This is a genomic window from Erythrobacter epiphyticus, assembly GCF_034653295.1.
GTDB lineage: Bacteria > Pseudomonadota > Alphaproteobacteria > Sphingomonadales > Sphingomonadaceae > Erythrobacter.
The window spans coordinates 153,480-179,428 of the sequence record NZ_JAYEEU010000010.1; the positions used below are offsets into that span (position 1 = coordinate 153,480).

Genomic DNA, 25,949 nt, shown 5'->3' on the forward strand with positions numbered 1-25,949 from the left:
AATTCTCAGCCCATCATTGCCCGCACGGCTGCGCTCCCCTACACGCCCCTCTGGCATGATTGATTCTGCAACACCCCCTGCATCCCAAGCTTCTCCCGATGAGAGCGCGGCGCGCCGCGCAGGGGCTGGTTATGATCTGGTGATTGTGGGCGGCGGCCTTGCGGGCGGGCTGCTTGCGCTGGCGCTGCATCACCATGCCCCGGCGTGCCGCTTCCTGCTGATCGAGCACGGCGCGACCTTTGGCGGCAACCACCGCTGGAGCTGGTTTGCGAGCGATCTGCCGCAAGCGGGGCAGGATTTGCTCGCGCCCTTTGCGCAGACAATCTGGGGCGAAGGCTATGACATTGCCTTCCCCGATTACGCCCGCACGCTGCCCACGTCCTATTGTTCCCTGTCGAGCAGCGATTTCCACGCCACCTTGATGGCGCAGCTACCCGCCGCAAACCTGATGCTCAACACGCGGGTCGCAGCGCTTGATGCCGCCGGGGTGACGCTGGGTGATGGCCGCCGGATTGTGGCGAGCCGGGTGGTCGATTGCCGCCATTTCCGCCCTTCGGCGAGGCTGGCCGGCGGCTGGCAGGTGTTTCTCGGCCAGCACTTCCGGTGTGACAAGCCCCACGGGCTCACCCGCCCGATCATCATGGATGCCAAGGTCGATCAGGTCGCGCCTTCCGGCAATGGCGGGGCCTATCGCTTTGTCTATGTTCTGCCGCTTTCGGCGGACGAGGTTTTCATCGAGGATACCTATTACGCCGATCAGCCCCGGCTTGATGCCGATGTGCTGCGCAGCCGGGTGGCGTCCTATGCCAAGGCACAAGGCTGGCAGGGCACGGTGGTCGGCGAGGAAACCGGGGTTTTGCCGGTGATCAGCGGCGGAGACTTCGCCGCCGCACAGGCCGAAATCGCGATCCCCGGCGTCGCCATCGCCGGCGCACGCGGCGGGTTTTCGCATCCGCTCACCAGTTACACCCTGCCCTTTGCCGTGGATAATGCGCTGGCGATCGCGCGCCTGCTGGTGCGTCAGCCCGATGTCTCGGGCAAGGCGCTTGCCGCGTTTTGCGATGCGCGCGCGCGCAAACACTGGCGGCGCATGGGCTATTACCGGATGCTCAGCCGCATGCTGTTCGAAGCTGCAGAACCCGAGGAACGGGTTGTGGTGTTCCAGCATTTCTATGCTCTGTCGGGCGGGTTGGTCGAACGGTTCTATGCCGGACAATCAACCTGGCCGGATCGCCTGCGCATCCTCTATGGCAAGCCGCCCGTAGCTATCGGGCGGGCCATGCGAGCGCTGGTTTCACGGGGAATACCTCTCAAAGTGGAGAAAACGGCATGAACGCCGATGCAAAACTCAATCTGACGCCGCGGGGCAAGGCTCCCAAGGGGATCGATCCGACTTCGGCTGAACTTTATGCGGGCAAGAGCGCCTGCGTCATCGGATCGGGCTTCGGCGGGATGGCGCTGGCGATCCGCCTGCAGTCGGCCGGTATTGCCACCACCGTGATCGAAGCGCGCGACAAGCCGGGCGGCCGCGCCTATTTCTGGGAAAAGGACGGCTTCACCTTTGATGCCGGCCCGACGGTGATCACCGATCCGCCCTGTCTCAAGGAATTGTGGGAACTGACCGGCCACGACATCGCCGAAGATGTCGAACTGATGAAGGTCATGCCGTTCTACCGGCTCAACTGGCCCGACGGCACCAATTTCGATTATTCGAACGACGAAGAACAACTCAACGCCGAGATCGCCAAGCTCAATCCGGCGGATGTGGCAGGCTATGCCCGCTTCCTCGAATATTCCGAGCGCGTCTACAAGGAAGGCTATCTCAAGCTTGGCACCAAGCCGTTCCTCGATTTCAAGTCGATGCTTAAGGCGGCGCCCGCGCTGATCAAGGAACAGGCGTGGCGTTCGGTCTACGGGATGGTGTCGAGCTATGTGCAGAACGAAAAGCTGCGCGAAGCACTCTCGTTCCACACGCTGCTGGTCGGCGGCAACCCGATGAACACCTCGTCGATCTATGCCCTGATCCACAAGCTGGAAAAGGATGGCGGCGTATGGTGGGCGCGCGGCGGCACCAACCGCCTGATCGCCGGGATGGTGCGCCATTTCGAGCGGCTCGGCGGCACGATGCGGGTCGGCGATCCGGTGGTGCAGGTGCACACCATGGGCACGCGCGCAAGCGAAGTCGAAACCCAGAGCGGTTTCCGCCAGCGTTTTGATGCCGTCGCTTCGAACGCCGATATCATGCATTCCTACAAGGATCTGCTGTCGGGCAGCGCGCGCGGCAAGAAAATGGCCAAGTCGCTCGGCCGCAAGAGCTTTTCGCCCTCGCTCTTCGTGGTGCATTTCGGGCTCGAAGGCACCTGGCCGGGCATCCCGCACCACATGATCCTGTTCGCGCAGCGCTACAAAGGCCTGCTCGATGATATCTACACCAACGGCGTGGTGCCCGAAGATTTCGCGATCTATCTCCACCACCCGACCGTGACCGATCCGGGCATGGCACCGGCGGGCAAGAGCACGTTCTACGCGCTCGTGCCGGTCAGCCACATGGGCAAGATGCCGGTCAACTGGGATGAAGTCGGCCCCAAGCTGGAGAAAATGATCCTAGATGAGCTGGGCCGCCGCCTGATCCCCGACATCCACGATCGGATCGTCACCAAGTTCAGCTATGCGCCCAAGGACTTCAAGGCTGATCTCAACGCCCACATGGGCAGCGCGTTCAGCCTTGAGCCGGTGCTGTGGCAGAGCGCGTGGCTGCGCGGCCACAACCGCGATGACGTGATCGAGAATTACTATCTCGTTGGCGCGGGCACGCACCCGGGCGCAGGTATCCCGGGCGTCGTCGGCAGCGCGAAAGCAACCGCTGGGCTGATGCTGGAGGATCTGGCGAAGGTGGGCGCATAAATCCTCCCCTTCCAGGGGAGGGGGACCACCGAAGGTGGTGGAGGGGCGAGCATGATCCGAGGTCAGAAAGACACCCTCAAATTCGCCCGCACTCTTCGCGCTGAAATGACCCCGCCGGAAGTCGCTCTCTGGCAGGCACTTAGCAAACGCCCCGGTGGACACAAGTTCCGTCGCCAACATCCCGCTGGCATCTATGTGCTTGATTTCTTCTGTACCAAAATCCGTCTGGCAATCGAGGTTGATGGCATCGCGCACAACAACCCTGCGGTTATCGCCAAGGATACGGCCCGTTCGCGGTTTCTTCTTGAACATGGCATCGCGACAACGCGCATTCGCGCGAAACTTGTGCTTGAAGATATCGTGGCTGTGATTACGCGGCTGGTCGAGATTTGTGACGAAAGACTGAAGACGATGGATCGTTCGCCCCTCCACCATGCGTTGCATGGTCCCCCTCCCCTTGAAGGGGAGGATGTTTCGTGAAACGTCTCGCCGTCTATTGCGGTTCGGCCTCTCCGGCTGATCCGCGTTATATCCAGCTGGCCTATGATGTCGGCGCGGAATTGGCTGCGCGCGGCATTGGCGTCGTCTATGGCGGGGGCAAGCTCGGGCTGATGGGCGCGGTGGCGCGCGGGGCGAAAGAAGCGGGCGGCGAGGTGATCGGGATCATTCCCGAAAGCCTCGTGCGCGCCGAAGTCGCCAACCATGATTGCGACGAACTCGTCACCGTTTCCGGGATGCACGAACGCAAGCAGCGCTTCACCGATCTGTCCGATGGCTTCGTGACCATCCCCGGCGGGGTCGGCACGATGGACGAATTGTGGGAAGCGATGAGCTGGTCGCAATTGGGTTATCATTCCAAGCCGGTGGGGCTGCTCAACGCCTTCGGGTTCTATGATGATCTGCTGGCCTTCAACGCCAAGATGGCGGCGGTTGGCTTTGTGCGGCCTGCCCACCAGAATATCCTGATCGCGGCGGATACGTGTCCCGAACTGCTCGCCAAGATGGCGGCCTATCAGCCGCACACGCCGATCTTCCGCATGAAGGCCGAGGAGCTGTAAAGAGCCTCCCATGGCGCTCGAAATTGCTCCCCGTGCCGCGCTGGTCGAACATGCGCGGCTCTCGATCAAGCGCGGATCGCAGAGCTTTTCCGCCGCTGCGCGCCTGTTCGACAAGGAAACGCGCGAGCGGGCATGGCTGCTCTACGCATGGTGCCGCCGGGCGGATGATATTGCCGATAATCAGGAGATGGGCGGCGAGTTGGGTGACCAATCCGATCTCGCGGAACGCCTTGCCCATATCCGCCGCCTGACAGCGCTGGCGTTTGCAGGCCAGCCGACCGGCGATCCGGCCTTCGATGCGCTGGGCTTGGTCGCGGCCGAGGTGGGCCTCACCCCGCAGATGGCCGAGGATGTGATCGCCGGGTTCCAGCTTGATGCCGAGGACTGGCGCCCGCGCACCGAGGCGGACATGCTGCGCTATTGCTACCACGTGGCAGGCGCGGTCGGCGTGATGATGGCGGTGGTGATGGGGGTCGATCCCAAGGATCAGGAGACGCTCGACCGGGCGAATGATCTCGGGCTGGCCTTCCAGCTTTCGAACATTGCGCGCGATGTGGTGGAAGATGATGCCGCCGGGCGCTGCTATCTGCCGGTGGAATGGCTGGTTGAACAGGATATCGAGCCGGGCCAACACACCAAGCCGCACCACCGCAAGGAATTGGCGGAAATGGTCGCGCGGCTGGTCGCGCTGGTGGAAAAGCACGAAGCCGCCGCCCGTGTCGGCGCGGCCAAGCTGCCGTTCCGCAGCCGCTGGGCAGTGCTTTCCGCCGCCCGCATCTATGGTGCGATCGGGCGCAAGGTGAGGAAGCGCGGGCCTGACGCGTGGGCAAGCCGCACCTATGTGTCGCGCTGGGAAAAGGCGTTGTACGGGCTGCGCGCCCTTGCCTCGTCGTTGGTCAACCGCGAGAAAATGCCGGAAGGCGGCATCACTTGGGGGATTGCCGATTTCCGTCCGCAGGGGTGAAGCGTCAAGGCGCGCCAAAGGTTTCCTTTGCAACCAAGCCGCGCTAATCCCGCCAGCATGAAAGCCCTTCTCGCACTCCCCGCGCTTATCGCGGCTGCCCCCCTTCCCGCGCAGGATCAAGGCATCGAGGCTACCGCCGTTGCCGAAGCAGCCGCGCCCCTCACCGACGCACAGATGGAGGCTGCCGGCGCCGTCGACGCCTTCATGGCGGCCATCGGCAGCGACGATAAGACGCTGCTCGCCCGGCACATGGACCCCCGGGGCACGATCTTCATCCACAACCGGATGGATGCCGCCAACCCCCGGGTCGACGTGGTGCCGGTCGCGCAGCATCTCGAACGCTGGGCGGCGCGAACGGGCGATTACGAGGAAGTGATGGAATACGACGTCGTCCGGGTCGAAGGCGACATGGCGCAGGTCTGGGGGCCTTACTCATTCCGCTACAATGGCGGGCTCACCCATTGCGGGATCAATTCGATCAGCCTCGTGCGCGGAGCTGACGGCTGGAAGGTCGCGAACACCAGCTTTTCCATGGTGCCGCCCGCGCAATGCGCCGAAGTCGGCGCAGACTGGGAGGCGGCCCGATGATCACCAAGCTCCTGATCGCCAATCGCGGCGAGATCGCCTGCCGGATCATGCGCACCGCGCGCAGCATGGGGATCGCCACCGTCGCGGTCTATTCCGATGCCGATGCCAAGGCGCTGCATGTGCGCCAAGCCGACGAGGCGGTGCATATCGGCCCCTCGCCCGCGGCCGAGAGCTATCTGGTGGGCGCGAAGATCATCGCGGCGGCGCAGCAGACCGGGGCCGATGCGATCCATCCGGGATATGGGTTCCTGTCGGAGAATGCCGACTTCGCGCAGTCCGTGCTGGATGCAGGCCTGATCTGGGTCGGCCCCAAGCCTCAAAGCATCCGCGCGATGGGTTTGAAGGACGCGGCCAAGCAATTGATGCGCGCCGCCGGCGTGCCGGTGACGCCGGGCTATGACGGCTCGGACCAGTCGGTCGATCGGCTGACGGCGGAGGCGGAGGCCATCGGCTACCCCGTCCTCATCAAGGCGGTCGCAGGCGGCGGCGGCAAGGGGATGCGCAAGGTCGATGCCCCCGCCGACTTCGCCGCCGCGCTCGAAAGCTGCCGCCGCGAGGCCAAGGCCAGCTTCGGCAATGACGAAGTGCTGCTCGAAAAGTGGATCACCTCACCCCGCCACATCGAGGTGCAGGTGTTCGGGGACAGCCACGGCAATGTCGTCCACCTGTTCGAGCGCGACTGTTCGTTGCAGCGCCGCCACCAGAAGGTGATCGAGGAAGCCCCCGCCCCCGGCATGGACGAAGCCACCCGCGAGGCGATCTGCGCCGCCGCCGTACGCGCGGCCAAGGCGGTCGATTATGAGGGCGCGGGCACGATCGAGTTCATCGCCGATGCCAGCGAAGGCCTGCGCGCCGATCGCATCTTCTTCATGGAGATGAACACCCGGCTTCAGGTGGAGCACCCTGTCACCGAGGAGATCACCGGGGTCGATCTGGTCGAATGGCAATTGCGGGTCGCGAGCGGCGAGCCGATCCCGCTCAAGCAGGAAGACCTCACAATCAACGGCCACGCGATCGAGGCGCGGCTCTATGCGGAGGACCCGGCGAAGGGGTTCTTGCCGAGCACGGGGCGGTTGGACGAGTTCTACATTCCGACCCTTCACGCCCGTGTCGAAACGGGTGTCGAGGAAGGAAGTGTCGTTTCCCCATTCTACGACCCGATGATTGCGAAGATCGTGGTTCACGCCGCGTCACGGGCAAGTGCGATTACGGCGCTTCAGGAAGAACTCGACGGCACCCTCGTTCATCCAGTCAAGACGAACGCTGGCTTCCTCTGGCTGTGTTTGGCTGATGCCGCTTTCCGAGCTGCGGACCTCGATACGGGCCTGATCGAAAGGCGAGGCGAAAACCTCATCCCCCCTGCAAGCCCCTCCCCGGACACCATCAATGTGGGGGCCGCAGCCGACGCGCTCTGTTGGGAAAGGGACGAGGCCACCATTCCCGATTGGAAAGCCCGAAGTCTGACCGGCTTCCGTCTCAACGCGGCCGACCGGAAAGGGGTGCATTTCGTCCTTCCTTCGGGTGAGGCCGTCACCGGCCAGATCACTCCCCGCGCGCAAGATCACGATCAGTTCGACATGATGACTCGTGTCACTGGCGACGGAATATTGGTTGTCGAAAAAGGGCAAACCTATCTGCTGCGCTCGCGGATCGACGGCACCGGCCAAGCCTCCGCCGCCGATGGTGCGATCATTGCCCCCATGCCGGGCAAGGTCATCGCGGTCGATGTCAGCGAAGGGCAGGCCGTCACCGCCGGGCAGCGGCTCATGGTGCTCGAGGCGATGAAGATGGAACACGCTCTTGCCGCCCCATTCGACGGGGTGATCGAGGGGCTCAGCGTGAGCGCGGGATCGCAGGTGCAGGTCGAGGCGGTGCTGGTGACGGTGGTGCCGCAGGGCGAATAACCCCATCCCGTTCGTGTCGAGCGAAGTCGAGACACACTGGGACAAAGGGTTCTAGACTTCGCTCGAACCGAACGGCACTTCAGGCTCACCCTCTTTTCGTCATTGCGAGGAGCGAAGCGACGCGGCAATCCAGAGTCGCTGAGCGCGTCCGCTCTGGATTGCTTCGCTGCGCTCGCAATGACGAGGGACGGATGGGCTGGGAAAGAGAACTCGAAGAACTGCGCCGCCGCGAGGCGCTGGCCGAGCAGATGGGCGGCGCGGACAAGGTGGCGCGGCAGCATGGGCGCGGGAAGATGGACGCCCGCGCGCGGCTGGCGGCGCTGTGCGACGAAGGCTCATTCCGCGAGATCGGCAAGATTGCGGGCAGCGCCAAGTATGACGCTCATGGCGATCTCGCCAGCGTCACCCCCGCCCCCTTCCTGTTCGGCAAGGCGCTGATAAATGGCCGCCCGGTGGTCGCCACGGCGGACGACTTCACCATCCGCGGCGGCGCGGCGGACGCGGGCATCGCGCGCAAGATGGTGCAGGCCGAGATGATGGCGCATCAGCTGAAGCTCCCGATCATCCGCATGATCGACGGCACCGGCGGGGGCGGCTCGGTGAAGACGCTCGAACAGATCGGCGCGACCTATATTCCCGCCGTCCCCGGCTGGGGCGATGTGGTGACCAATCTCGACACCGTGCCGGTGGTGGCGCTGGCGCTTGGCCCCACGGCGGGTCTCGGCGCGGCGCGGACTGTCGCGAGCCACTATTCGATCATGGTCAAGGGCCTCTCGCAGATCTTCGCGGCGGGGCCTGCCGTGGTCGACGGGCTGGGCGAGGCTTACAAGGACGGCGCGGCCAATCATGAAGAGGCCAAGGAGCGGCTCGGCGGATCGGAAATCCATACACGCAACGGCGTGGTCGATGACGAAGTGGCGAGCGAAGCCGAAGCCTTCGCCCGCGCCCGGCATTTCCTCAGCTTCATGCCCGAATATGTCGGTCAGCCCGCGCGCCGTTCGCTCTGCACCGATCCGGTAAGCCGCAAGGAAGAGGCGCTGCTCAGTCTCGTCCCGCGTGACCCGAAACAAGTCTATTCGATGCGCCGCTGCCTCGACATGGTGTTCGATTCCGGCACCGTCTTCGAGATTGGCCGCCACTGGGGCCGCGCCGCGATCACCGCATTGGCGCGGCTCGATGGCTGGCCGGTCTGCGTCATCGCCAGCGATCCCAGCTATCTCGGCGGATCGTGGGAGGCCAAGACATCGGAGAAGGTCGAGCGGTTCGTGCGCCTCGCCGACCAGTTCCGCCTGCCCATCGTCCACCTCGTCGACAATCCCGGCTTCATGATCGGGCGCGAGGCGGAGATGGCGGGGACGATCCGGTATGGCGTCAACGCCATGAACGCGATCTACCGCGCGACTGTGCCGCTTGCGTCGATCGTGCTGCGCCGCGCCTATGGCATCGCCGGCAGCGCGATGAGCAATGCCGACCGCTACCAATACCGCTATTGCTGGCCCTCGGGCGATTGGGGGAGCCTGCCCATCGCGGGCGGGCTGGAGGTCGCCTACAAGTCCGAGCTGGAAGCCGCCGAAGACCCCGCAGCGCTGCTCGAGGAAATCCGGGCAAGGCTGGCGAAAGTCACCTCGCCCTTCCGCAGCGCTGAAAGGTTTAACGTCGAGGACATCATCGACCCGCGCGACACGCGGCCGCTGCTGTGCGAATTTGCCTGGCTGGCGTGGCGGAGTTTGGGGGTGGATTGATCCTCCCCCTTGGGGGAGGGGGACCATGCGCAGCATGGTGGAGGGGCGAGCGGCGGTCACCCCTCCACCCCGCCGCTTCGCGTCGCGGTCCCCCTCCCCTGAAGGGGAGGATTAGCCGCCCATCCGCGCCTCGGCATCGCTCGGCCCGAACAGCTTGCCCTTCTCGCTCAGCAAGACCAGCGCAAGGCAGGCCAGACCGCTCGCCAGCAAGGCCAGCGCCAGCGGGCGCGCGGTGCCATCAAAGCTGTAGCCGATGCCGGCCCCGATCACCGCCGCCATCGTCATGCGGACAAAGCCGTGGGCACTGCTCGCCGCGCCGGCGATGTTAAAGAACGGGTTCATCGCGATCGCGCCGAAATTGCTGCCGATAAAGCCGAGCAGCGCCATGTTCACCGCCATCAGCGGCACGAACTGCCACAGGCTTTCATGCGCCTGAGAGGCGAAGAATACTTGCGCCGAGCTGACCGCGATAAAGGCGAACAGCGCAGTGTGGCTCACCCGGCGCGCACCGAAGCGCTCGACAATCCGCGAGTTTGACCAGCTCGCGATCGCCATCGAACCGGCGCACACGCCGAACACCTGCGGGAAGATATCGCCCGCGCCAAAGGTCTCGGAAATGAGCTGCTGCGAGGAATTGATGAACCCGAACAGCGCGCCGAAAACCAGCGCAGAACCGAACACATAGCCGACCACCGAGGGCAGGCTGAGCGCACGGCCCATGTTCGCGGCAATCGTCGGCACTTCGATTTTTTGGCGGTTTTCCGGGGCAAGGCTTTCGGGCAGGCGGACATAGACCCACGTCCCGATCACCACGCCCTGCACCGCCATCGCAGCAAAGATCGCGCGCCAATCGGCCACCAGCAGGATCAGCTCGCCGATTGAGGGGGCGATCGCGGGCACCATCAGGAAAATCACGAAGATCAGGCTCATCATCCGGGCCATCTTGTCGCCGCCCACCCGGTCGCGGATGATCGCAGGCGGGAGCGCGATGATCGCCGCCCCGAAAAAGCCTTGCGCGGCGCGAATGGCAATCAACCCGCTGAAACTGGAGACCAGCGCGCTCGCCAGCGACAACACGATATAGACCGCGATCGCGCTCAGGAGGATCGGCCGCCGCCCGAAGCGATCCGCCAGCGCGCCGGGCACCAGCGCGCCGATGCCCGAGGCCAGCAGATAGACCCCGATCACGAATTGCCGATCATTGCCCTCCACCGCGAGCGCGGCGGCGAGCGCATCGAGCGCGGGCAGGATCGCATCGATCCCGAAGGCTTGCAGCGCCATCAGCATCGCCATCATCGCGATCAACTCGCGTTCGCCCAAAGGCTTGCGCAAGCTATCGGCGGGCGCGGGGGAAGAGGCGTGGCTGGCCATGCCCGTCCCCTTGCCCAAAGGCTCTCCGCTTGACCAGCGTTCTTTTCGCATGTGCACAAAAGTGCTGGGCGCGGCAAAGGTTCCGCCCGCGCTTGCGGCGCGCTATGCCTGCGGCATGGCAAAGGATGCGGCGGAGGACGAGGAACAGGGCGGCGGGCCGGGCGGCCTCAGGAAGATCATCCATGTCGATATGGATGCCTTCTTCGCCAGCGTCGAACAGCGCGACAACCCCGAACTGAGAGGCAAGCCCGTGGCCGTGGGCGGCGCAGGCGGGCGCGGCGTGGTCGCCGCGGCGAGCTATGAGGCGCGCCAGTTCGGGGTGCGCAGCGCCATGCCCTCGATCACCGCCAGCCGGCTCTGCCCCGATCTCAACTTCGTGCGCCCGCGTTTCGAGGCTTACAAGGAAGCGAGCCGCCAGATCCGCGCAGTGTTTCATCACCACACCGATCTGGTCGAACCGCTGAGCCTTGATGAAGCTTTTCTCGATGTCACCGAGGACAAGCTCGGCCTTGGCTCGGCAACCCGGATCGCCGAGCTGATCCGGCAGGAAATCCGCGCCAAGACCCACCTCACCGCCAGCGCGGGGGTGAGCTACAACAAGTTTCTCGCCAAGCTGGCGAGCGATCAGAACAAGCCCGATGGCCTGTGCGTGATCCGCCCCGGCGAAGGCGCGGGCTTTGTCGCGGGCCTGCCGATCCGGCGCTTCCACGGGGTCGGGCCGCGGGCCGAGGCGAAGATGCAAAGCCTTGGCATTGCCACCGGCGCGGACCTTGCGGGCAAGGATATTGCGTTCCTGCGCGCGCATTTCGGCAGCATGGGCGATTATCTCTACCGCGCGGCGCGCGGGGTCGATCTGCGGCCGGTGCGCGCGCATCGCTTGCGCAAGTCGATCGGCGGGGAGCGCACGTTCGGCGAGGATATTGATAGCCCCGCCCTGCTGCGCGAAACCCTCGCCAACATCACCGCCATCGTGTGGGAACGGATCGTCGCCGCCGGTCGCGACGGCGCACCGGCGCGCGGGCGCACGGTGACGCTCAAGCTCAAGTTCAATGATTTCCGCATTGTCACCCGCAGCGCCTCGCACAGCGATTGGGTGGCCAGCCGCGAGGCCTTTGCCGCCACCGCGCGCAGGCTGCTCGACGGCGAATTGCCGCTGCCGCGCCCGATCCGCCTGATGGGCCTGACACTGAGCAATCTCGAAGGGGCGGACGAGGCCAAGCCGCCGCGCGAGGATGCGCAGCTATCCCTGCTGTGATGCGCGCCAGGCGCGCCACGTGGCGAGGCGGGCGATTGTGGTGCGGCCAAGATTATCGGGCAGGCTGTCGAGCGGGAAGAACTGCGCGGCGATGATCTCGCGGCCATCGGGGCGCGGGGTCTCGGCCGTGGTCGCGGCAAAGAGATGCGCGGTATGGGGCGATCCCGAGATCACCTCGGTCATCACCGTGACACAGTGCAGATCGCCAAGGCCAAGGCCGATTTCCTCGCGCACTTCGCGGCGCGCGGCGGCGCGCGGATCTTCCCGCGGGCGGATCCCGCCGCCGGGCAGTGCCCACACCGGCGGGCCGTAGGAATGCCGCAGCAACAGCACTTCGCCTGACGGATTGGCGAGGATCACGCTGACGCCCGCAAGCGGCGCCTTGCGCCAGCGGCGCCAGCGATGCCGCACGCGGTGTGCGAGCGGCAGCGCCGCGCGGTGGAGCGAGGCGGGCAGCCATCGCACCGCAGCGCGCGCCCTTGCCGCCTCAGGCCAGCGTCGCGGTGAGAAACCACACGCGCTGCTCGGCCATGTCCGTCCAGCCGTCGATCAGGCCTTCGGTGGCATTGTCGCCCACATCGCTGGCAAGCGCCTTGATCGCCTTGAGCCGGGCAACGAGCGCCGCGTTATCATCACGCAGTTCGGCGACCATCTCGTCGGCCGAGAGATCGGCGCGCGGCTGATCCTTGATCGCGGCATGCTGCGCAATCGCCGCGACCGAGGTGAGCGTCTCACCCGCGAGCTTGCGGACCCGCTCGGCGATCAGATCGATCTGATCGCGCACTTCGAGCGCCTGTTCATCAAACAGCAAATGCAGATCGCGAAAGCGCGGGCCTTTTACATGCCAGTGAAAATTCTTGGCCTTCACAAACAGCGTGAAGTGATCTGCCAGCAGGCCGTTGAGTTCAGCGATCAGGGCGGTTTTCGAATTGGTGACGGTTGTCATCGTCATTCTCCTTCCTGTTTTGTCTTCAAGTTACTGAACCGGATTTATCAGAAAAGCCGGATCAAAGCTCATGTATTTATATGGTTACGGGCATGGGAAATTGCGATCAAAACACGCCGAGGCGGGCCTCAAGCCCGATGAAAACCGCACACAGGGCAAGCAAGAGGGCGATGATCCGGCGCCATGCTGTCAGGGGATAGCGCGCCAGGCCTTGCCCCCAGCGCGACCATGCCAGCAGCAGCACGATGGCACCGCCCAGCCCCCCGCCAAACCCCAGCGCGGCAGCGGACCCCGGAGCCAGCAAGGCCAAAGCCAGCACGCCAAGCCGCGCAGCGTCGCCGGATTGGCGGGTCAGCAGCACCAGCGCCATCGCCCCGAGCGAACGGGTCGGCTCGGTAGGCTGCCGCACCCGCACCGGCCTTGCGAGATCAAGCGCGGCAAGGCCGATCACCAGCGCGATCAGGGCGCGCACCGCGCCAGCAGGCAGCAGCGGCGCGATGATCATGCCAAGCCACGCCATGACAGCGGCGCTGACCCCGGCGCACCCGCAGCCCGTGATCAGCAGCAGGGGCGCGCGCCCCAGCCTGTCGCGCAGCCCGGCGATCACCATGCTGTCGCGCCCGCCGAGCGCGAGCGCACATACCACCAGCAGGCTCGCCACAAACAGATCCATCGCACCCGCAGCTTTAGCAGGTGGCGAAGCGGCGCAAAGAGGGTTAGGCCGAGCCCAAACAGCAAGAGAGAGGACCCCAATTATGAAACTCACCCCTGGCATGGCCGCCGTCGTCACCGGCGGCGCTTCGGGCCTTGGCAAGGCGAGCGCCACGGCGCTGGCCGAAGCCGGCCTCAGGGTGGCGATCTTTGACATCAACGACGAAGTGGGCGCAGCCCACGCTGCGGCCATCGGCGGCACATTCCACCATGTCGACATCATGGATGAAGCCAGCGTCGAGGCCGGCTTTGCCGCCGCGCGCGCCGCCCACGGGCAGGAGCGCGTGACCCTGCACTGCGCCATGGCATCACGGCGCGGCAAAACGCTCGGCTGGGACAAGGAAAGCGGCCAGTACAAGCGCCTTTCGACGGAGGACTATGCCTTCGGCGCTGAAGGCATTCTGGTGGCCAGTTACCGCGTCGCCTCGATCTCGGCACTCGGCATGGCGAATGCCGAGCCTCTCAACGACGATGGCGAACGCGGCTGCATCATCCTCACCGCCAGTGTCGCCGCGCAGGATGGCCAGATCGGGCAGGTGATCTACGGCAGTTGCAAGGCCGGGGTGAACGGGCTGGTCCTGCCGATGGCGCGCGATCTGATGGACGTCGGGATTCGCGTCAATTCGGTGATGCCGGGGATCTTCGCCACACCGCTGATGCTCGGGATGAAGGATCGCAATCCGCCGATGTGGGCCCAGCTCAACGCCTCGGTGCCCTTCCCCAAGCGGCTGGGCGAACCGGAAGAATTCGCTTCGCTGATCCTCGAGATTGCGCGCAACAGCTATATCAACGGGCACCAGTTCCGGCTGGATGGCGCGATCCGGATGCCGCCGCGTTAGCTATTATGCTCGCGCGGACGGCGGGCTGGAGCCCGCCCGCGCTGCGGGCGCGCGGTCGCGCTGGCGCGCCAGAGGCGCGTTAGCTATGATCCTCGCGCGGACGGCGGGCTGGAGCCCGCCCGCGCTGCGGGCGCGCGGACGGCGGGCCAGCTTGCATGTGATGCAAGTTTGCAACGCAACAAAGCTAATGCGACAGGCGAGCGACACAAAATAATTGTGCGGGTGCGAGCACGCGCGCATTATTTTCTCCGTCGGTGCGAACAGCCCGCCGGATCTGATTCGGCATAACAACACGGCAGCGCACACAGCACGCAGGCGGAACGATCCTGACCCTCTCTATGGAGCGTTCCTTATGAAGATCCATTTCGCATCCGCCGTTTCGGCTGCCGCGCTTGCTATGGCCGGTGCCGCCCCCGCCTTTGCCAGCGAGCAGGCTGTCCTTGCCGCTGCGACCGCGCTGCCGGTCACCGCTGCTGACACCACCAGCGAGACGACCGGCGTCGTCATCGCCGCTGCTACCGAAGCCACGCCGATCACGCTCGCTGCTGGCACCAACAGCACGCTGATCAACGCCGCCGCGACCTCGGCAACCCTGCCGTTCGACAGCGCGGCGGTCGCCGCTGCCGTGCAAGCCGCCACCGCCCCGGCCGAGCGTTCGGAAAAGTTCACCGTGGTGCTCAACCAGGACAGCTTCTTCGGCTTCTACCCGACCTTCAACGCGCTGATCCCGGTTGGGGAAAAGGTCGATCTCAGCGTGTACGGCATCCTGTGGACCACGCCGGATTTCGGCACCGGCGCGCCGAGCGGCAGCGACCTGTGGACCGAATTCGGCATCGGCGCGGCGATCTATGCCGCTGACAATCTCGTCATCAAGCCGCAGATCGGCATCCTCAACGGTGCGCTGCTTTCGGGCGGTGCGGCGGGCGGCACCGGCGGCAATGTCTTCGATGGCGTGGTGCCCAATGTCACCATCAACTATGCCGATGATTCCTTCGAAGCCGAATATTACGGCGGCTATTACGCGGCGGTGCGCAACCGCAACGACAGCGGCCTCGACTTCCTCCACACTTGGATCAACGCTGGCTACAAGTTCACCAGCAACTTCTCGGCAGGGGGCCACTTCGAAATCCTCAGCCTGACCCGCAATTCCAACCCGGGCGGCAGCGCCAGCAACGTCTACCAATGGGTTGGCCCCTATGCCCAGTTTGCGCTCAGCAACGGCTTTTTCACCCGCTTCACCGCGGGCTGGGAAATGGGCGGCGGTGCGGCCGGCAATAATGGCGATTTCTACAAGGTTGCTGTCGGCTTCACCTTCTGAGGCACAGCTGATCTGACAATCGAGAGCGCTCGGAGGGGAAACCTTCCGGGCGCTTTCCCTATGCGCTGGCGACGACGCGCAGCCGATGATCGTTCATCATGAGAGCTGGAGCGGGTAAGGGGAATCGAACCCCTCTAGCCAGCTTGGGAAGCTGGTGCATTACCACTATGCTATACCCGCTTGCCGCCTGCGCGGAATCAACGTGCGCGCGCTTTCTAACATCCCACCGCGCTCGTCAATACTCGCGTGATAGCATGAGACCCGGGTGCGGTAGGGTTCGTGATGCGCGAATGTAAAGTCCGATCGTGCTGTTCTCATCGTTTTGGACTGCCAATGCGCCGCCCGTTAGGCTGAATGACATGTCTGGAAATCGGCATGGGATTGGATGGCACTGCAAACGCCTCTGTAAAAACAGAGAAATAGGAACGTTACATCGCTGATATAGAGTGATAATTCGTCATAAAGCTGACAACTTCCCAAGCAGGTACGTCTTGCACGCGCGCTAACCGCGATACACTGTTATCTGGCAGGAAAGTCTCTCCGACCATACGGAGCCTCTGTTGCTGGGTCCATCGCTCGCGGCGCTTAAACCTTCCGAGAACCTCCGCATGCATGTAGTTCCTAGGACTGCTTTCGGTCACTTGCCTCACCCTTACGTAAGCACAAGGTCCTGTGGCTTGATTTTTTTGGTCGTTCTTCAGTGCGCTAGAGGCTCAGCGGTCTGGCGCAAGTTTTCAATTCTACCACCACATCATCGAGCACTGCTGCATCGCTTGGAGTAGCCTCTTGAACCGGCCGTCGAATATCATGTCCGTGGGCATGTGCAGCGGACCTTTGGGTTGCGATCAGTAAGTATTCGTTTTTACCCTCAAATCGAGACAAGGCGCACAATTTTCGCTCCCAAGCCGCAAGTTGCGCCAAATACTCTGACAACGCACACCGCACTCGAAAAGTAAATTGAGGCACATCAACTATTTATATTCGATCAATCCCGATTTACGCCCCCTTATCGTCGCTGAAAAACACTGAAAAACCCCTGACATTTCAGCAAATTTCCCCACCAGCACTAATCCTCCATAAGCCGCCGCAAATCGCCATGGTTGGCCAGAGTGTAGTTTTCGCCAATAAATGCGAAAAAACTGCAACAGATAGACCGAAAGTATCGTCGCAATCCCCACACCCGCCATGATTGGACCGAAGACAGCAGCCCCTGCTACCAAAAGAAACAGGATCGCTGGTAAGATGAAGCCCCAAAAAAAGATGCTCAATAGCGCACGGCGCCAACTGGGAAATGCCTGCATGCCATGGCGCCAGACATGCATGGCATAAGCATAGCCTGAGCGCCTTGCCCTTTTCCACCAATTGGAAAAATGAAGTATATTCGCATCGTGCAGCGTCATTGCGGCATCGATCCGCCGCACTTGCCAGCCTGTCCTGCCGAGCCGAAGGCATAGATCCGGTTCCTCCCCGGCAATCAGATCATCGCTATAGCCGTCAGCTTCGCGCAACGCGGTGACCCGAACAAGAGCATCACCGCCACAAGCCGAAACGATTCCGATGGGTACATTCCATTCATCGTCGCATAGTCGATTGTAAATGCTCTTTTCGGGGAATCGCTCGCGTCGTCGTCCGAACACGATTGCCAGGCGATCATCGGCCGTGATCGCGCGCAAAGCCTTGCTGAACCACTCAGCTTCGACTTCGCAATCCCCGTCAATGAATTGAATGAAATTTGTTCCGGGATCATGTTCCAGCAACCGTCGCCAGCCAGCGTTTCGCGCTCTGGCTGCTGTGAAGCCTCTTTGATCGTCAAGCTCGACGACAATGCCCCCGGTCGATCGCGCAAAATCAACGCTGCCGTCACTGGATCCGGAATCCACATAGACCACCTGGAATCCCACAGGTATCGACCGCAAGCACCGCTTGAGACGATCCCCCTCGTTACGGCCGATCACGACGATACCGATCTTGTCGCTAGTCATGCGCTCGCCCCTCTGCCCTTCACTGGAAGCATATTGGTCCAGTCGTCGCGCTTTCTGCACGAGCTTAGTCGCGGTCCGTCCTTATCCAACCGACTCGCTTCCGTGCGAAAAACGACCATAGATCGGCAACTTCCACAGCAAGGTGATCGGCAAAGTCGCCAGCGCTTTCGGCATCAACCAGATACGTCCTTCGAGCGCCCAATTCACAAGGACGCCCATCAGCGCTGCCAGCAGACATGAGGCGAGAAACGCAAATGGGTATCCGCCACGACCACTACTCTTGTCGAAGGAACAAGGATCGCACCAAGACGCATTAGAGCTTGCGCGATGATCTTCGCCTCATCATGAGCCGGGATAAGAATACAGGTGCTGGGCACATGACCCTCTAGATGGATTGTTCTCGTTCTTCTGATGCAGAGCCAAACTTCTACGGAAAAAACAAGCAATGGCAGAGCAGCTGTCATCGCGAGCAGCCACAAAAGAGGAATTACAGCTTCATTCATGAGTTTCAGCTGCCTTGTGGAAAAGCTCGTTCAATCGCTCTCCATTGACCAATGAGTCGTGCAGCGCTGAGACCCGCCCACGACCGACCTCACCCATAGCATCGAGGTTCTCGGGTGACGCACTGAGCGCTGCACGGATCGCTTCCGCAAGCTCGCTCACAGATCCAGCAGAAACCAACCAACCGCAATCCTTGTTTACAAGTTCAGGCGTGCCCGCAATCGCTGATACAATAACGGGCCTTGAAAGCGCTAGCGCTTCCATGATCACCACAGGCAGCCCCTCGGCAAAGCTTGGAAGGACCATGGCACGCGCATTGAGGAGATGCTCAATTATCTCGTCGGACGACGCCATCCCCACGAGATGGACGTGATTGCTCAGATCGAGCTTTGTCAGAAGTTCTTCCACCTCGGCGCGCATTTCGCCATCGCCGACGATTGTGAGAGTACAGGGCTCACCAGCCTGCTTGAGAATTGCGATCGCCTCCAGAAGTAGCGGTATGCCTTTTTGGGCGCTTAGTCGCGCAACCGTGCACATGTGCGGCGCCCCCGTTACCTTTGCTGCCTGCGGGGATCGCAGAAAACTGTCATCCACTCCACAGCGCACCACTTTGATTTTCGGCCAGTCAGAATAGGCACTCCAGCGCATCAATTGGCTTCGCCCGAAACTGCTTATTGTCACACAAAATGCACAGTCGGCGACCTTGCCCTTGAGATCCAGTTGGATAGGCGCATCGAACTCATCGGGACCATGAACCGTGAAACTGTAGGGAATGCCAGACAAGATACTGGCAATCCGGGCGACCATCGCCGAATTGGTGCCGAAATGGGCATGCAAATGATCAATTGAATGCGACCTAATTCGAAGCGCCAATGCGGCTCCTTCAACATAGTATGCCGCACGCCTGATCAGAGTCTTCAAACGCCTGTCGTTGCCGGCGAAGGCAACCGCAAGAGCCTTTAGGCTGCGGAGGGGGTGCGTTGCCAAAACCCAGACCGCCTCAATTACAAGACGCACGCCCCCTATCGCGAGTAGCGCTTCTGTTCGCCGCTGCTCGGCACGATCTCTCGGATCAGGAATGTCGGAAGCGCCGACAGGACGGATCGAAAAGCGCACAACTTCGGTGCCGGTTGATTCAACGGCGTGAATTTCTCGGCGAATAAAGCTGTGACTTGGCGTCGGATATCGATTTACCAAATAACCTACACGCACTTTCCACCCCGCAACTCTCTTAACAAGTGCCTAATATTTTTATCTCCCAATGCAACCCTTGGGATTATCGTAGACGTTGCTTTGCAGAGCAAGGCGATGCCGCTGACCTGAACCCCTTATTTTTCTCCGCGAGCGATTAGAGTCTGGCCTGGAGTAAGGACAGGCGATGAAACTTCAGAGGTTTTCAAGAGAGCAGATCGTTGAGATGCTGAAGGAAGCGGACGCCTTAACATAGCTGTAGCCGAAGCTGTCATCTGGACTTTGTGAACCCGCTGGACGGCCCGGAATGATCATGTCTGGTGCCCTGCTGATCTTTTCACCTTCAAGTTTCTCCGGCTTGTCCGCTGTGAATATGCCAGTGCGCTGCCTGAAACCAACAGAATGCCAGGCAGCTCAAGTAGGGCGTTCCAATTCATTCCAAAAAAATCGCTTGAGATAAGAGCGTCGACTTTGTGGAATGAGGCTGCGCGGATCAAGACAAAGCAGATCACAAAAATCAACCCGGTGGCTGCGACCTTTATCTCGGAACAAAACCTTCGGACTCCGGCTAGGATGATCAGAATTGTTACAGCTCCCAGCGCAGTGATGATGAAAATAAAAGCTTCCTGGTAGGCGCGGCGGTCTCGGTACCAGCCATCTTCTTTCGCCATGGCTCGCGCCAGCTCCGTCAGGAGCGTTTGCAGATCAAGCTGCTTGTTAAGCCCCAAACCAAACAGGGCTATGGCCAGAATGAGCCAAAACAGGCTTTCACTTTGCCATTGTTGACCGGCGAGTTGAGCGGCCCGCACTGATCTCACGGAGAGGCTTGCGGCCAAGAAGTAAGCAGCGACAGTGATCCAACCCCAGAATGTAGGATCGCCAATGCCCGGGCTCCAATCAATTTCCATCAATCACCTTTGACGGCCCGTCCCGCCTCGTTCCCCCCCACAAACAACGCCGCCGGCGCTGCGAAATAGCCGCCGATTGATTGATGCACGTTGAACGGCACTGACTTGGCATGCTGAACCAGGCCTGAGACTGCCTTGGCCAAGATCAACCGCGCTCGCAGCGCAGGGGTGCACTTTGGCGGGATCCAAGCCGACGAAGGGTATGGCATGCCTGCCCCGTTCGGGTAGGCACTCACCGAGCGCGGCCTGATTGGAGCGGCAGGCATCCCATACCAGCCGGAGTTCTGCTCGTCGACTGTTGCCAGGGTCTTCCCGGCTTCTCGCCGCGGCGGACTACGCAAGACCCACCGGCCCTAGGCCAGCGTGAGAAATACCCGAGAGCGCCAAGTGGCAGACCGTGCGTTGGCGCCGCACGCCTGCAAGCCCCATGGCGCGCAACAGCTGCTCCACAGTGCATCTGGCGAAGGCAACGGCGATGCGCAGCAGCTGATGTCAGACCTGGCGCGCGCCTTAATCGGAGCGATGCTCGCTCACGGACTTCAGGCGAAAACTTGTCCCAAGTCTTGCCCCTCATGAAAGCCCCTCCTCACAAATAACGGCCTCCGGGAAAGCCGGGGCGGCGCCTCGGAGTTATTAACAATTTGTTGACTTAAACTAACATCGTGTTAACTTTGCCTAACTTTCGAATCAAATGCGGATCATAAGACACCGAGCTGAAATTGCTCGAAAGTCATTGAAACATAAGGTTCCGTGGACGTCGATTGGCATAGGGGCATAGGCTTGGGGGGTATTAGCAATGAGTGATGTTTTGTCTCCATCTGCTAGGACAATGGTGCTTATTCTGCTCGTAAGTATCGGATTTTTCGCATTTTTCGTTGCCAAGGCAGGCGATGCTAATATGTTTGGCAACAGAGGCGGTTGGAATTGCGTTGTGGCGGCGAATGCCGCCCCCGATACGGTCAATCTTGCTGTTTCCAACTCCAGTCAGCAGGCAACGCCGTTTCGGCAGAATTGTGCACTGGCTGACCGTGAGTCAGGGACAGGATCGCTTGTGATTTTTGGCATTGGCGTAGTCGCTTTTGCATTTCGTCGGCGGCGCTCTGATCGCCTTCGTTACCAGTTTGCATAGGCTCAGATCTTCTAAGTCAAATTCGCCCATGGTGGTTGGTTGAATTAAGAGTGGCGCTCAGAAGGCGTGGCTGCCGTCTGAAATCTGGCTGCTCAGCGTTGCCAAGAGACCCCGGATCGGGCCACAATTTCGCTGGTTGCGCTGGATTGCACCGGTCCGTGGTTTCAGGATTATTCGCGGGATAATCTTTGTGATCAGGAACGGGCTGCGCTCGTGTCATGCGCCGCTCGTACCTATGGTCTGAACAAGACGATCGGCAGCGGCTTCATTTGCCGGAGCGGCGCGGGTGTCTCGAAGCGTATCCTCGCCAAGCTCGCGGCCAAGCGCCTAGTCTTCACCGATGAGACGTAGCCCCGACCAACATGACCCGCAGGCTCGTCGACATCTTTCAGCAAGGCGCGCGCGGCAATCGCTTCCGGTCATTCGGATACGAACCAGAAGGAGGGGAAACCCCTTCAAGAGATCACGACCCTGACCATGCTTGAGAGCGAACTCCAATGGATCCCGAGATCGGAATCTTTGAAACTCAAAAATAACCCGAGTAGTCAGAATAATCGTATGAACCTACAATACCACCGGAAAAACGATTGAGAACTGTTCCGAGTATCTTGGTCGGGTGAAGGACCTGAAGCGCCGCAGCGAGCTGCCTTCTTGTGGTCACGCCCTGCTCAACCACCAAAACAACTGCATCAAGCTGTTCTGCACAAAGAACCGCATCATCGTTTACGGATAGCGGCGGAAGATCACAAATAATTGTCGGCTGCCCACCGAATGTCTTCATTTCTGCAACCAGATCCGCCAGACGCTTGCTAGCCGCCAGTTCAGCCGTAGCCACTTGTCGAGGGAATGCAGGCATAACTACCAGATTGCTGCCCTCAATCCGCCGCGCGATCCCTGTAAGGGATGTCTCCTGCCCTGCCAGGTAATCCCCCAGCCCGATAGCAGGCTGCAAGTCAAAAAGACTTTGAATAGCCGGACGCTGCAGATCAAGGTCTGCGAGGATCGTCACCTCCCTCGATATCCGGCTAAGCGATGCAGCAATGTTGGACGCGATAAATGACTTCCCATTATCAGGCACGGGCGAAGTGATGCCAATGATTTGGCATCCCTCCTCCGACATCCTCTTCCTGAGCGCACTTCGCAAAAACTTGAACGGGCGCGCTTTGATATCAGTCTCATTGAAGCCAACAATGCTGGCGCTGATATTTCTCGCAGGGACCTGTTCGAGGCTTTCGAGCAGGCCGTCTGATTGAGAAATCGCACGCCCCTGCGATGAGGACGAACCTCTAGTCTCCTTACCGATGGTTTGTCTCCTTCAGACGCCTTCTTAGCGACGAGCGAAGCGGCCGAGGCTTTGGCGTGACAGCCAAGACTTAGTCTCGTCTTCGCCCTCGCTTCTTATTGTGGGGATCGATCCCAGTGCCGCCACCCCGGTAACCGCCAAGATATCATCGGGGTCGCGAATGGGACGCAAAAAGAGTTCTAGGGCGAGCACCAGGAACAAACCTAAACCCAACCCTGCCGCCAAGCCGCCAGCAATGAAGAGAGGGCGGTTCGGGGATATCGGAGCCCGAGGAAAACTCGGGGCCTCAATTACAGAAAGGCGCTCGCCCATTTGCGCGCTTTCGGCCTTCGCAGTTGCCTGGGCCTGCCTTAGTCGCTCGGTAACGGCTTCGTACTGCCTGTTAAAGAGTTCCAGCCTCTGTTGCTTTTGCGCAATCTGCTCCTGGATAAAGGGTGAGCGTGCCATCGCACTCTGCGCACGATTTCGACGTGAAGCCTCTTGCGCCTTCATCGACCTCAGGGCGTCAATCTGCGCATCATTGGCAGCAATCTGCTGGTCGATTGTGTCGTTTGGAAGCTGCTCCTGCTTGTTCGCAGCGAGTTGGCGAGCCTCTTTCAGTCTGCGCCTCGCAAGTGCAATATCTGGGTGGTTATCAGTATATTTCGCTTGGGCGGCAGCGAGATCCGCCTCGGCAGCCGAGACGATAGGATCGCGCTCCGCGGAAGTCTGTTCGGCCGCTCGCTGCGCCCTCAGCAGAGAATTGTCGCGCTGCAGGGCAATGATTTGGATGTCGTAGCTGCCGCTAGAGTCGTTGAGAGACAGCATCCCGGGACTTGATAGCGAGAGGCCGTTCGAGACGGTTATACTTCTTATCTCCGCTGCTACCTCATCCATCTGCGACTGGATAGATGCTGCCTGCTCGGTGAGAAACTCAACCGTGTTGCTTGCCTGCTCTGAACTTTGTGAAGCATCAAACGTAAGGATTTGTCCGGTGATGTCTTGCATCACCGCTTGGGCTTTAGCGGCTTCCCCATAGTCGAAACCCAACTCGATTGTCATCGTAGATGAGCCTTCGCGAGCGGACCTTTGATCGATCCTTGAGACGGTTTCCATACGTATGGCTTGGCGCATCTCCTCGACAGCGTCGGTCAGATAAGCATCCTTTCGCTTATCAGGATAAAGATCATGCTTCTCGACGAGCTCGACGAGTCTGGACCGGCTCAAGATTTGCTGGCGAACTATCTCAATCCGCCGGTCAACACGATCGGCGTCCAAGCCCAGCACGTCACCTGAAAGCTCAGGAGACTCGACCAACAAAACGGCAGAAGAGCGGTAAACCTCTGGCAGAATAAAAGCGGCCGCGATACCGATGCACATAAAGAAAACTGCTGGGCAAACGATAAGAACCCACTTCTCACGGATTATAGCCGGGAAGTGAGCAATTAAACTCCCAAGCGGCGGACTATTATCCTCGCGCTCGTCGTCATCACGGGTCATCGCGGTCGTCCTAAGCGTACTGTAAGAGCAAAGAGGGCTTGAAAATTGGAAATACTCGTACCGAGATCAAGCCTGAGGTCAGTGTACCTTGCAACCGCAGATAGTCGCACTCTTTGCGTAAGTTCTAATTGGTAATTTAGAAACCCGCTAATGGTCTCAAGTCCGCTGCCTTCAACGAGCAACGTGTCGGGAATGTTAGCATAATCCGCAGTCAATGAAAACGTCTCGCGCTCTGACAACCTGAATGAGTACGAGACACCGAAATTCGACTGCAAGCCTGCACCGCCGATGCCAAGCGGAGTCACCTGCCTAGCTGCGGTTAGACATACGTTAGCGCGGACGCCATTGCGACAAATCGAGAGGTCACCGGACAGATCCGTAGAGGACTCCCTGAGCATATCTCTGTTCGATCGGATGCTTGTAACGCCCAAGCTTCCCGTCAATTTCAAGTTAGGTGAAAAGTCGAAGTCCACCACCGCTTGCGGAGTAAGTGTGGTGATATCGCCAAGAGACTGCTCGACAAAATCAATCCTGCTCGCATCAGCAGCCACGCCAATTCTCAGTTTGCCACTGACCTGACGCAGGTAAGATATTCTTCCTAAGAGAAAATCCGTTTCGAGGAGGTCCTGACGATCCACTCCTCCGAACCGGTCGGCTTGAAATAAAGCTGACACGTCGATTTCATCGCGCGCGCTAAGCTGATAACGAAATCCGCCTCGCGCCCGATATTGGGTCCGAGGTTGGTCTAGCCCGAGAAGGGTGACGTCATCGCCCCCGGGTAAGGGCCTGGTTCCATCAACCGTCCCATCGATTGGCCCCAAGGCACCGAAATTGGTTACAAAAACTCCGCTATCAAAAGATAGGTCGAGATCCGCCTCAACTTGCTCGCTTAGCTTGAAGCGAGACCCTAATTCGACCCCGATATTTTGTACGTCGTCATAGTTTTCGGTGTATTCGATTTGCTCAAGGCGTGCGCTGACACGAAGATCTCCCCGAGCCCCTTGCCTTGAAAATGTTGGCGCGAGGGCCAACCTGAGCGACGGGGTTCCGGTATCTGGCAAGTCAATCAAGAAGGGGTTTGTCTCGAAGCCGGCAGTAGCACTGACATCAAGGGAAAAGTCGCCCGCGCGTCCGGTTACGCTCTCATCATCCGTCGTAGCAGGCTGTGGTCCCGCGCTTACTTGAAGGCCCAAAGCGACCCGAGGATCAGATAGGCCGATCCTATCGGTGCCAATGTTGTAGCTCACCGGCGCAGCCGCTTCATACCATTGCGGAATTGGTGCAGCAGCAAACGGGGCATTGGACGGCATCACATCAGCCGAGTCGTATGGACCGGACTGGACTGCCATTATCTCTTCAGGCGCATTCAACGCTATGCGGGATACGCCAATGCCATGCTCACCCACGCCCTCATGCGCACTTTTGTCGTCGAACGTCAGGCGCGGGAGGGGCAAATGGCGGCTGTTCGCGGCGTCGCCTAACAGGCGGGGTATTCCGCCCTCAAGCACGAACATTGAGGAACCCATGGGATCGAACTTTGGGGAAACAAAGACGTTTTCAACATCGGAATTCAGATAGGTACCTGCATGCCCTGCTTCCTCAAGATGTGAAGAAAATTCATCTCCACGATACCCCCGCACGGTTGAAGCTTGTGCTTGATCCGGCAACAATACAACGGCCTCAAGCGACAAGGCGGCACCGATCATCACAAAGGCATTTGCTTTGGAAGTCCGCCCTATGGACAAGGAACGACACCTTCCGGCAGACGCCTTGTCCAGCGTATCAAAATTTGACTTAGGCTCCATCGCGCCGCCCACCACTAATCGAATTTATACAGATCACGCCCGCCGAGCGCT

24 protein-coding genes and 1 tRNA gene are annotated in these 25,949 nt (G+C 60.9%); 13 read left to right on the forward strand and 12 right to left on the reverse strand.

Annotated elements, in window-relative coordinates:
- Positions 1-55 precede the first annotated feature (55 nt).
- From crtY to SOQ14_RS13995, 8 genes are all read left to right on the forward strand, one after another.
- Positions 56-1,333: a lycopene beta-cyclase CrtY gene (crtY, locus tag SOQ14_RS13960; RefSeq protein WP_322898734.1), complete on the forward strand. Its 1,278-nt coding sequence runs from the start codon at positions 56-58 to the stop codon at positions 1,331-1,333.
- Positions 1,330-2,904, forward strand: coding sequence for a phytoene desaturase (locus tag SOQ14_RS13965; RefSeq protein ID WP_322898735.1), 1,575 nt, complete (start codon positions 1,330-1,332; stop codon positions 2,902-2,904). The genes crtY and SOQ14_RS13965 overlap by 4 nt, the downstream gene beginning before the upstream one ends.
- Positions 2,905-2,955: 51 nt before the next feature.
- Positions 2,956-3,384 carry an endonuclease domain-containing protein gene (locus tag SOQ14_RS13970; RefSeq protein WP_322898736.1) on the forward strand — a complete coding sequence of 143 codons (429 nt, stop codon included), beginning with the start codon at positions 2,956-2,958 and terminating at the stop codon, positions 3,382-3,384.
- On the forward strand, positions 3,381-3,962 hold the full coding sequence (locus SOQ14_RS13975) for an LOG family protein (RefSeq protein ID WP_322898737.1): 582 nt from the start codon (positions 3,381-3,383) through the stop codon (positions 3,960-3,962). Before SOQ14_RS13970 ends, SOQ14_RS13975 begins: the two co-directional genes overlap by 4 nt.
- Before the next feature lie 10 nt (positions 3,963-3,972).
- Positions 3,973-4,926, forward strand: coding sequence for a phytoene/squalene synthase family protein (locus tag SOQ14_RS13980; RefSeq protein WP_322898738.1), 954 nt, complete (start codon positions 3,973-3,975; stop codon positions 4,924-4,926).
- A 57-nt stretch (positions 4,927-4,983) separates the two neighbouring features.
- Positions 4,984-5,514: a hypothetical protein gene (locus SOQ14_RS13985; protein ID WP_322898739.1), complete on the forward strand. Its 531-nt coding sequence runs from the start codon at positions 4,984-4,986 to the stop codon at positions 5,512-5,514.
- Complete coding sequence (locus tag SOQ14_RS13990) at positions 5,511-7,418, forward strand: acetyl/propionyl/methylcrotonyl-CoA carboxylase subunit alpha (RefSeq protein WP_322898740.1); 1,908 nt, start codon at positions 5,511-5,513, stop codon at positions 7,416-7,418. The genes SOQ14_RS13985 and SOQ14_RS13990 overlap by 4 nt, the downstream gene beginning before the upstream one ends.
- Before the next feature lie 191 nt (positions 7,419-7,609).
- Positions 7,610-9,160, forward strand: a complete 1,551-nt coding sequence (locus SOQ14_RS13995) for an acyl-CoA carboxylase subunit beta (RefSeq protein ID WP_322898741.1) — start codon at positions 7,610-7,612, stop codon at positions 9,158-9,160.
- 111 nt (positions 9,161-9,271) lie between these two features.
- Here SOQ14_RS13995 and SOQ14_RS14000 read toward each other — a convergent pair whose 3' ends face one another.
- Positions 9,272-10,531 (reverse strand): multidrug effflux MFS transporter, encoded by a 1,260-nt coding sequence (locus SOQ14_RS14000; RefSeq protein ID WP_322898742.1) that lies wholly within the window; start codon positions 10,529-10,531, stop codon positions 9,272-9,274.
- A gap of 115 nt (positions 10,532-10,646) precedes the next feature.
- Here SOQ14_RS14000 and dinB point away from each other — a divergent pair, with 115 nt between their 5' ends.
- A complete protein-coding gene (gene dinB / locus SOQ14_RS14005; RefSeq protein ID WP_322898772.1) occupies positions 10,647-11,786 on the forward strand; it encodes a DNA polymerase IV in 1,140 nt (379 codons plus the stop codon).
- Here dinB and SOQ14_RS14010 read toward each other — a convergent pair.
- From SOQ14_RS14010 to SOQ14_RS14020, 3 genes are all read right to left on the reverse strand, one after another.
- Positions 11,772-12,251 carry an NUDIX hydrolase gene (locus tag SOQ14_RS14010; protein ID WP_322898743.1) on the reverse strand — a complete coding sequence of 160 codons (480 nt, stop codon included), beginning with the start codon at positions 12,249-12,251 and terminating at the stop codon, positions 11,772-11,774. The genes dinB and SOQ14_RS14010 overlap by 15 nt on opposite strands.
- 22 nt (positions 12,252-12,273) lie before the next feature.
- Positions 12,274-12,732 (reverse strand): Dps family protein, encoded by a 459-nt coding sequence (locus SOQ14_RS14015; protein ID WP_322898773.1) that lies wholly within the window; start codon positions 12,730-12,732, stop codon positions 12,274-12,276.
- A gap of 106 nt (positions 12,733-12,838) precedes the next feature.
- Entirely contained in the window at positions 12,839-13,405 is a 567-nt protein-coding gene (locus SOQ14_RS14020) for a hypothetical protein (RefSeq protein WP_322898744.1), read from the reverse strand.
- Positions 13,406-13,487: 82 nt separating this feature from the next.
- Here SOQ14_RS14020 and SOQ14_RS14025 point away from each other — a divergent pair, with 82 nt between their 5' ends.
- Positions 13,488-14,282, forward strand: coding sequence for an SDR family oxidoreductase (locus tag SOQ14_RS14025; RefSeq protein WP_322898745.1), 795 nt, complete (start codon positions 13,488-13,490; stop codon positions 14,280-14,282).
- 352 nt (positions 14,283-14,634) lie between these two features.
- Complete coding sequence (locus tag SOQ14_RS14030) at positions 14,635-15,600, forward strand: DUF6733 family protein (protein WP_322898746.1); 966 nt, start codon at positions 14,635-14,637, stop codon at positions 15,598-15,600.
- A 106-nt stretch (positions 15,601-15,706) separates the two neighbouring features.
- Here SOQ14_RS14030 and SOQ14_RS14035 read toward each other — a convergent pair.
- The 5 genes from SOQ14_RS14035 to SOQ14_RS14055 all read right to left on the reverse strand — a co-directional run bounded on the left by SOQ14_RS14035 (position 15,707) and on the right by SOQ14_RS14055 (position 20,182).
- Positions 15,707-15,780, reverse strand: a tRNA-Gly gene (locus SOQ14_RS14035).
- A 791-nt stretch (positions 15,781-16,571) separates the two neighbouring features.
- Positions 16,572-17,582: a glycosyltransferase family 2 protein gene (locus SOQ14_RS14040; protein ID WP_322898747.1), complete on the reverse strand. Its 1,011-nt coding sequence runs from the start codon at positions 17,580-17,582 to the stop codon at positions 16,572-16,574.
- A 218-nt stretch (positions 17,583-17,800) separates the two neighbouring features.
- Positions 17,801-18,085, reverse strand: coding sequence for a glycosyltransferase family 2 protein (locus SOQ14_RS14045; RefSeq protein WP_322898748.1), 285 nt, complete (start codon positions 18,083-18,085; stop codon positions 17,801-17,803).
- A complete protein-coding gene (locus SOQ14_RS14050; RefSeq protein ID WP_322898749.1) occupies positions 18,078-19,295 on the reverse strand; it encodes a glycosyltransferase family 4 protein in 1,218 nt (405 codons plus the stop codon). The genes SOQ14_RS14045 and SOQ14_RS14050 overlap by 8 nt, the downstream gene beginning before the upstream one ends.
- 290 nt (positions 19,296-19,585) lie before the next feature.
- The gene (locus SOQ14_RS14055; protein WP_322898750.1) at positions 19,586-20,182 is read right to left on the reverse strand and encodes a hypothetical protein; all 597 of its coding nucleotides are present in this window, start codon (positions 20,180-20,182) and stop codon (positions 19,586-19,588) included.
- Positions 20,183-20,978: 796 nt separating this feature from the next.
- Here SOQ14_RS14055 and SOQ14_RS14060 point away from each other — a divergent pair.
- Together SOQ14_RS14060 and SOQ14_RS14065 are read left to right on the forward strand one after the other, a co-directional pair.
- Positions 20,979-21,311: a hypothetical protein gene (locus SOQ14_RS14060; protein ID WP_322898751.1), complete on the forward strand. Its 333-nt coding sequence runs from the start codon at positions 20,979-20,981 to the stop codon at positions 21,309-21,311.
- A gap of 213 nt (positions 21,312-21,524) precedes the next feature.
- Positions 21,525-21,662 (forward strand): hypothetical protein, encoded by a 138-nt coding sequence (locus SOQ14_RS14065; protein WP_322898752.1) that lies wholly within the window; start codon positions 21,525-21,527, stop codon positions 21,660-21,662.
- 175 nt (positions 21,663-21,837) lie between these two features.
- Here the strand turns inward: SOQ14_RS14065 and SOQ14_RS14070 are convergent, their stop codons facing one another.
- From SOQ14_RS14070 to SOQ14_RS14080, 3 genes are all read right to left on the reverse strand, one after another.
- Positions 21,838-22,320: a P-loop NTPase family protein gene (locus SOQ14_RS14070; RefSeq protein WP_322898753.1), complete on the reverse strand. Its 483-nt coding sequence runs from the start codon at positions 22,318-22,320 to the stop codon at positions 21,838-21,840.
- 318 nt (positions 22,321-22,638) lie between these two features.
- The gene (locus tag SOQ14_RS14075; RefSeq protein ID WP_322898754.1) at positions 22,639-24,093 is read right to left on the reverse strand and encodes a GumC family protein; all 1,455 of its coding nucleotides are present in this window, start codon (positions 24,091-24,093) and stop codon (positions 22,639-22,641) included.
- On the reverse strand, positions 24,090-25,799 hold the full coding sequence (locus SOQ14_RS14080) for a hypothetical protein (RefSeq protein ID WP_322898755.1): 1,710 nt from the start codon (positions 25,797-25,799) through the stop codon (positions 24,090-24,092). The genes SOQ14_RS14075 and SOQ14_RS14080 overlap by 4 nt, the downstream gene beginning before the upstream one ends.
- Positions 25,800-25,949 lie beyond the last annotated feature (150 nt).

Coding starts and splice junctions, on each gene's coding strand:
- SOQ14_RS14060 (WP_322898751.1), top strand. CDS start 20,979: ATGAGTGATGTTTTGTCTCCATCTGCTAGGACAATGGTGCTTATTCTG.
- SOQ14_RS14075 (WP_322898754.1), bottom strand. CDS start 24,093: ATGACCCGTGATGACGACGAGCGCGAGGATAATAGTCCGCCGCTTGGG.
- SOQ14_RS14025 (WP_322898745.1), top strand. CDS start 13,488: ATGAAACTCACCCCTGGCATGGCCGCCGTCGTCACCGGCGGCGCTTCG.
- SOQ14_RS14020 (WP_322898744.1), bottom strand. CDS start 13,405: ATGGATCTGTTTGTGGCGAGCCTGCTGGTGGTATGTGCGCTCGCGCTC.
- SOQ14_RS14055 (WP_322898750.1), bottom strand. CDS start 20,182: ATGGAAATTGATTGGAGCCCGGGCATTGGCGATCCTACATTCTGGGGT.
- SOQ14_RS13995 (WP_322898741.1), top strand. CDS start 7,610: ATGGGCTGGGAAAGAGAACTCGAAGAACTGCGCCGCCGCGAGGCGCTG.
- SOQ14_RS14045 (WP_322898748.1), bottom strand. CDS start 18,085: ATGAATGAAGCTGTAATTCCTCTTTTGTGGCTGCTCGCGATGACAGCT.
- SOQ14_RS13980 (WP_322898738.1), top strand. CDS start 3,973: ATGGCGCTCGAAATTGCTCCCCGTGCCGCGCTGGTCGAACATGCGCGG.
- SOQ14_RS13990 (WP_322898740.1), top strand. CDS start 5,511: ATGATCACCAAGCTCCTGATCGCCAATCGCGGCGAGATCGCCTGCCGG.
- SOQ14_RS13965 (WP_322898735.1), top strand. CDS start 1,330: ATGAACGCCGATGCAAAACTCAATCTGACGCCGCGGGGCAAGGCTCCC.
- SOQ14_RS13970 (WP_322898736.1), top strand. CDS start 2,956: ATGATCCGAGGTCAGAAAGACACCCTCAAATTCGCCCGCACTCTTCGC.
- SOQ14_RS14030 (WP_322898746.1), top strand. CDS start 14,635: ATGAAGATCCATTTCGCATCCGCCGTTTCGGCTGCCGCGCTTGCTATG.
- SOQ14_RS14080 (WP_322898755.1), bottom strand. CDS start 25,799: ATGATCGGTGCCGCCTTGTCGCTTGAGGCCGTTGTATTGTTGCCGGAT.
- SOQ14_RS13985 (WP_322898739.1), top strand. CDS start 4,984: ATGAAAGCCCTTCTCGCACTCCCCGCGCTTATCGCGGCTGCCCCCCTT.
- SOQ14_RS14000 (WP_322898742.1), bottom strand. CDS start 10,531: ATGGCCAGCCACGCCTCTTCCCCCGCGCCCGCCGATAGCTTGCGCAAG.
- SOQ14_RS14040 (WP_322898747.1), bottom strand. CDS start 17,582: ATGACTAGCGACAAGATCGGTATCGTCGTGATCGGCCGTAACGAGGGG.
- dinB (WP_322898772.1), top strand. CDS start 10,647: ATGGCAAAGGATGCGGCGGAGGACGAGGAACAGGGCGGCGGGCCGGGC.
- crtY (WP_322898734.1), top strand. CDS start 56: ATGATTGATTCTGCAACACCCCCTGCATCCCAAGCTTCTCCCGATGAG.
- SOQ14_RS14015 (WP_322898773.1), bottom strand. CDS start 12,732: ATGACAACCGTCACCAATTCGAAAACCGCCCTGATCGCTGAACTCAAC.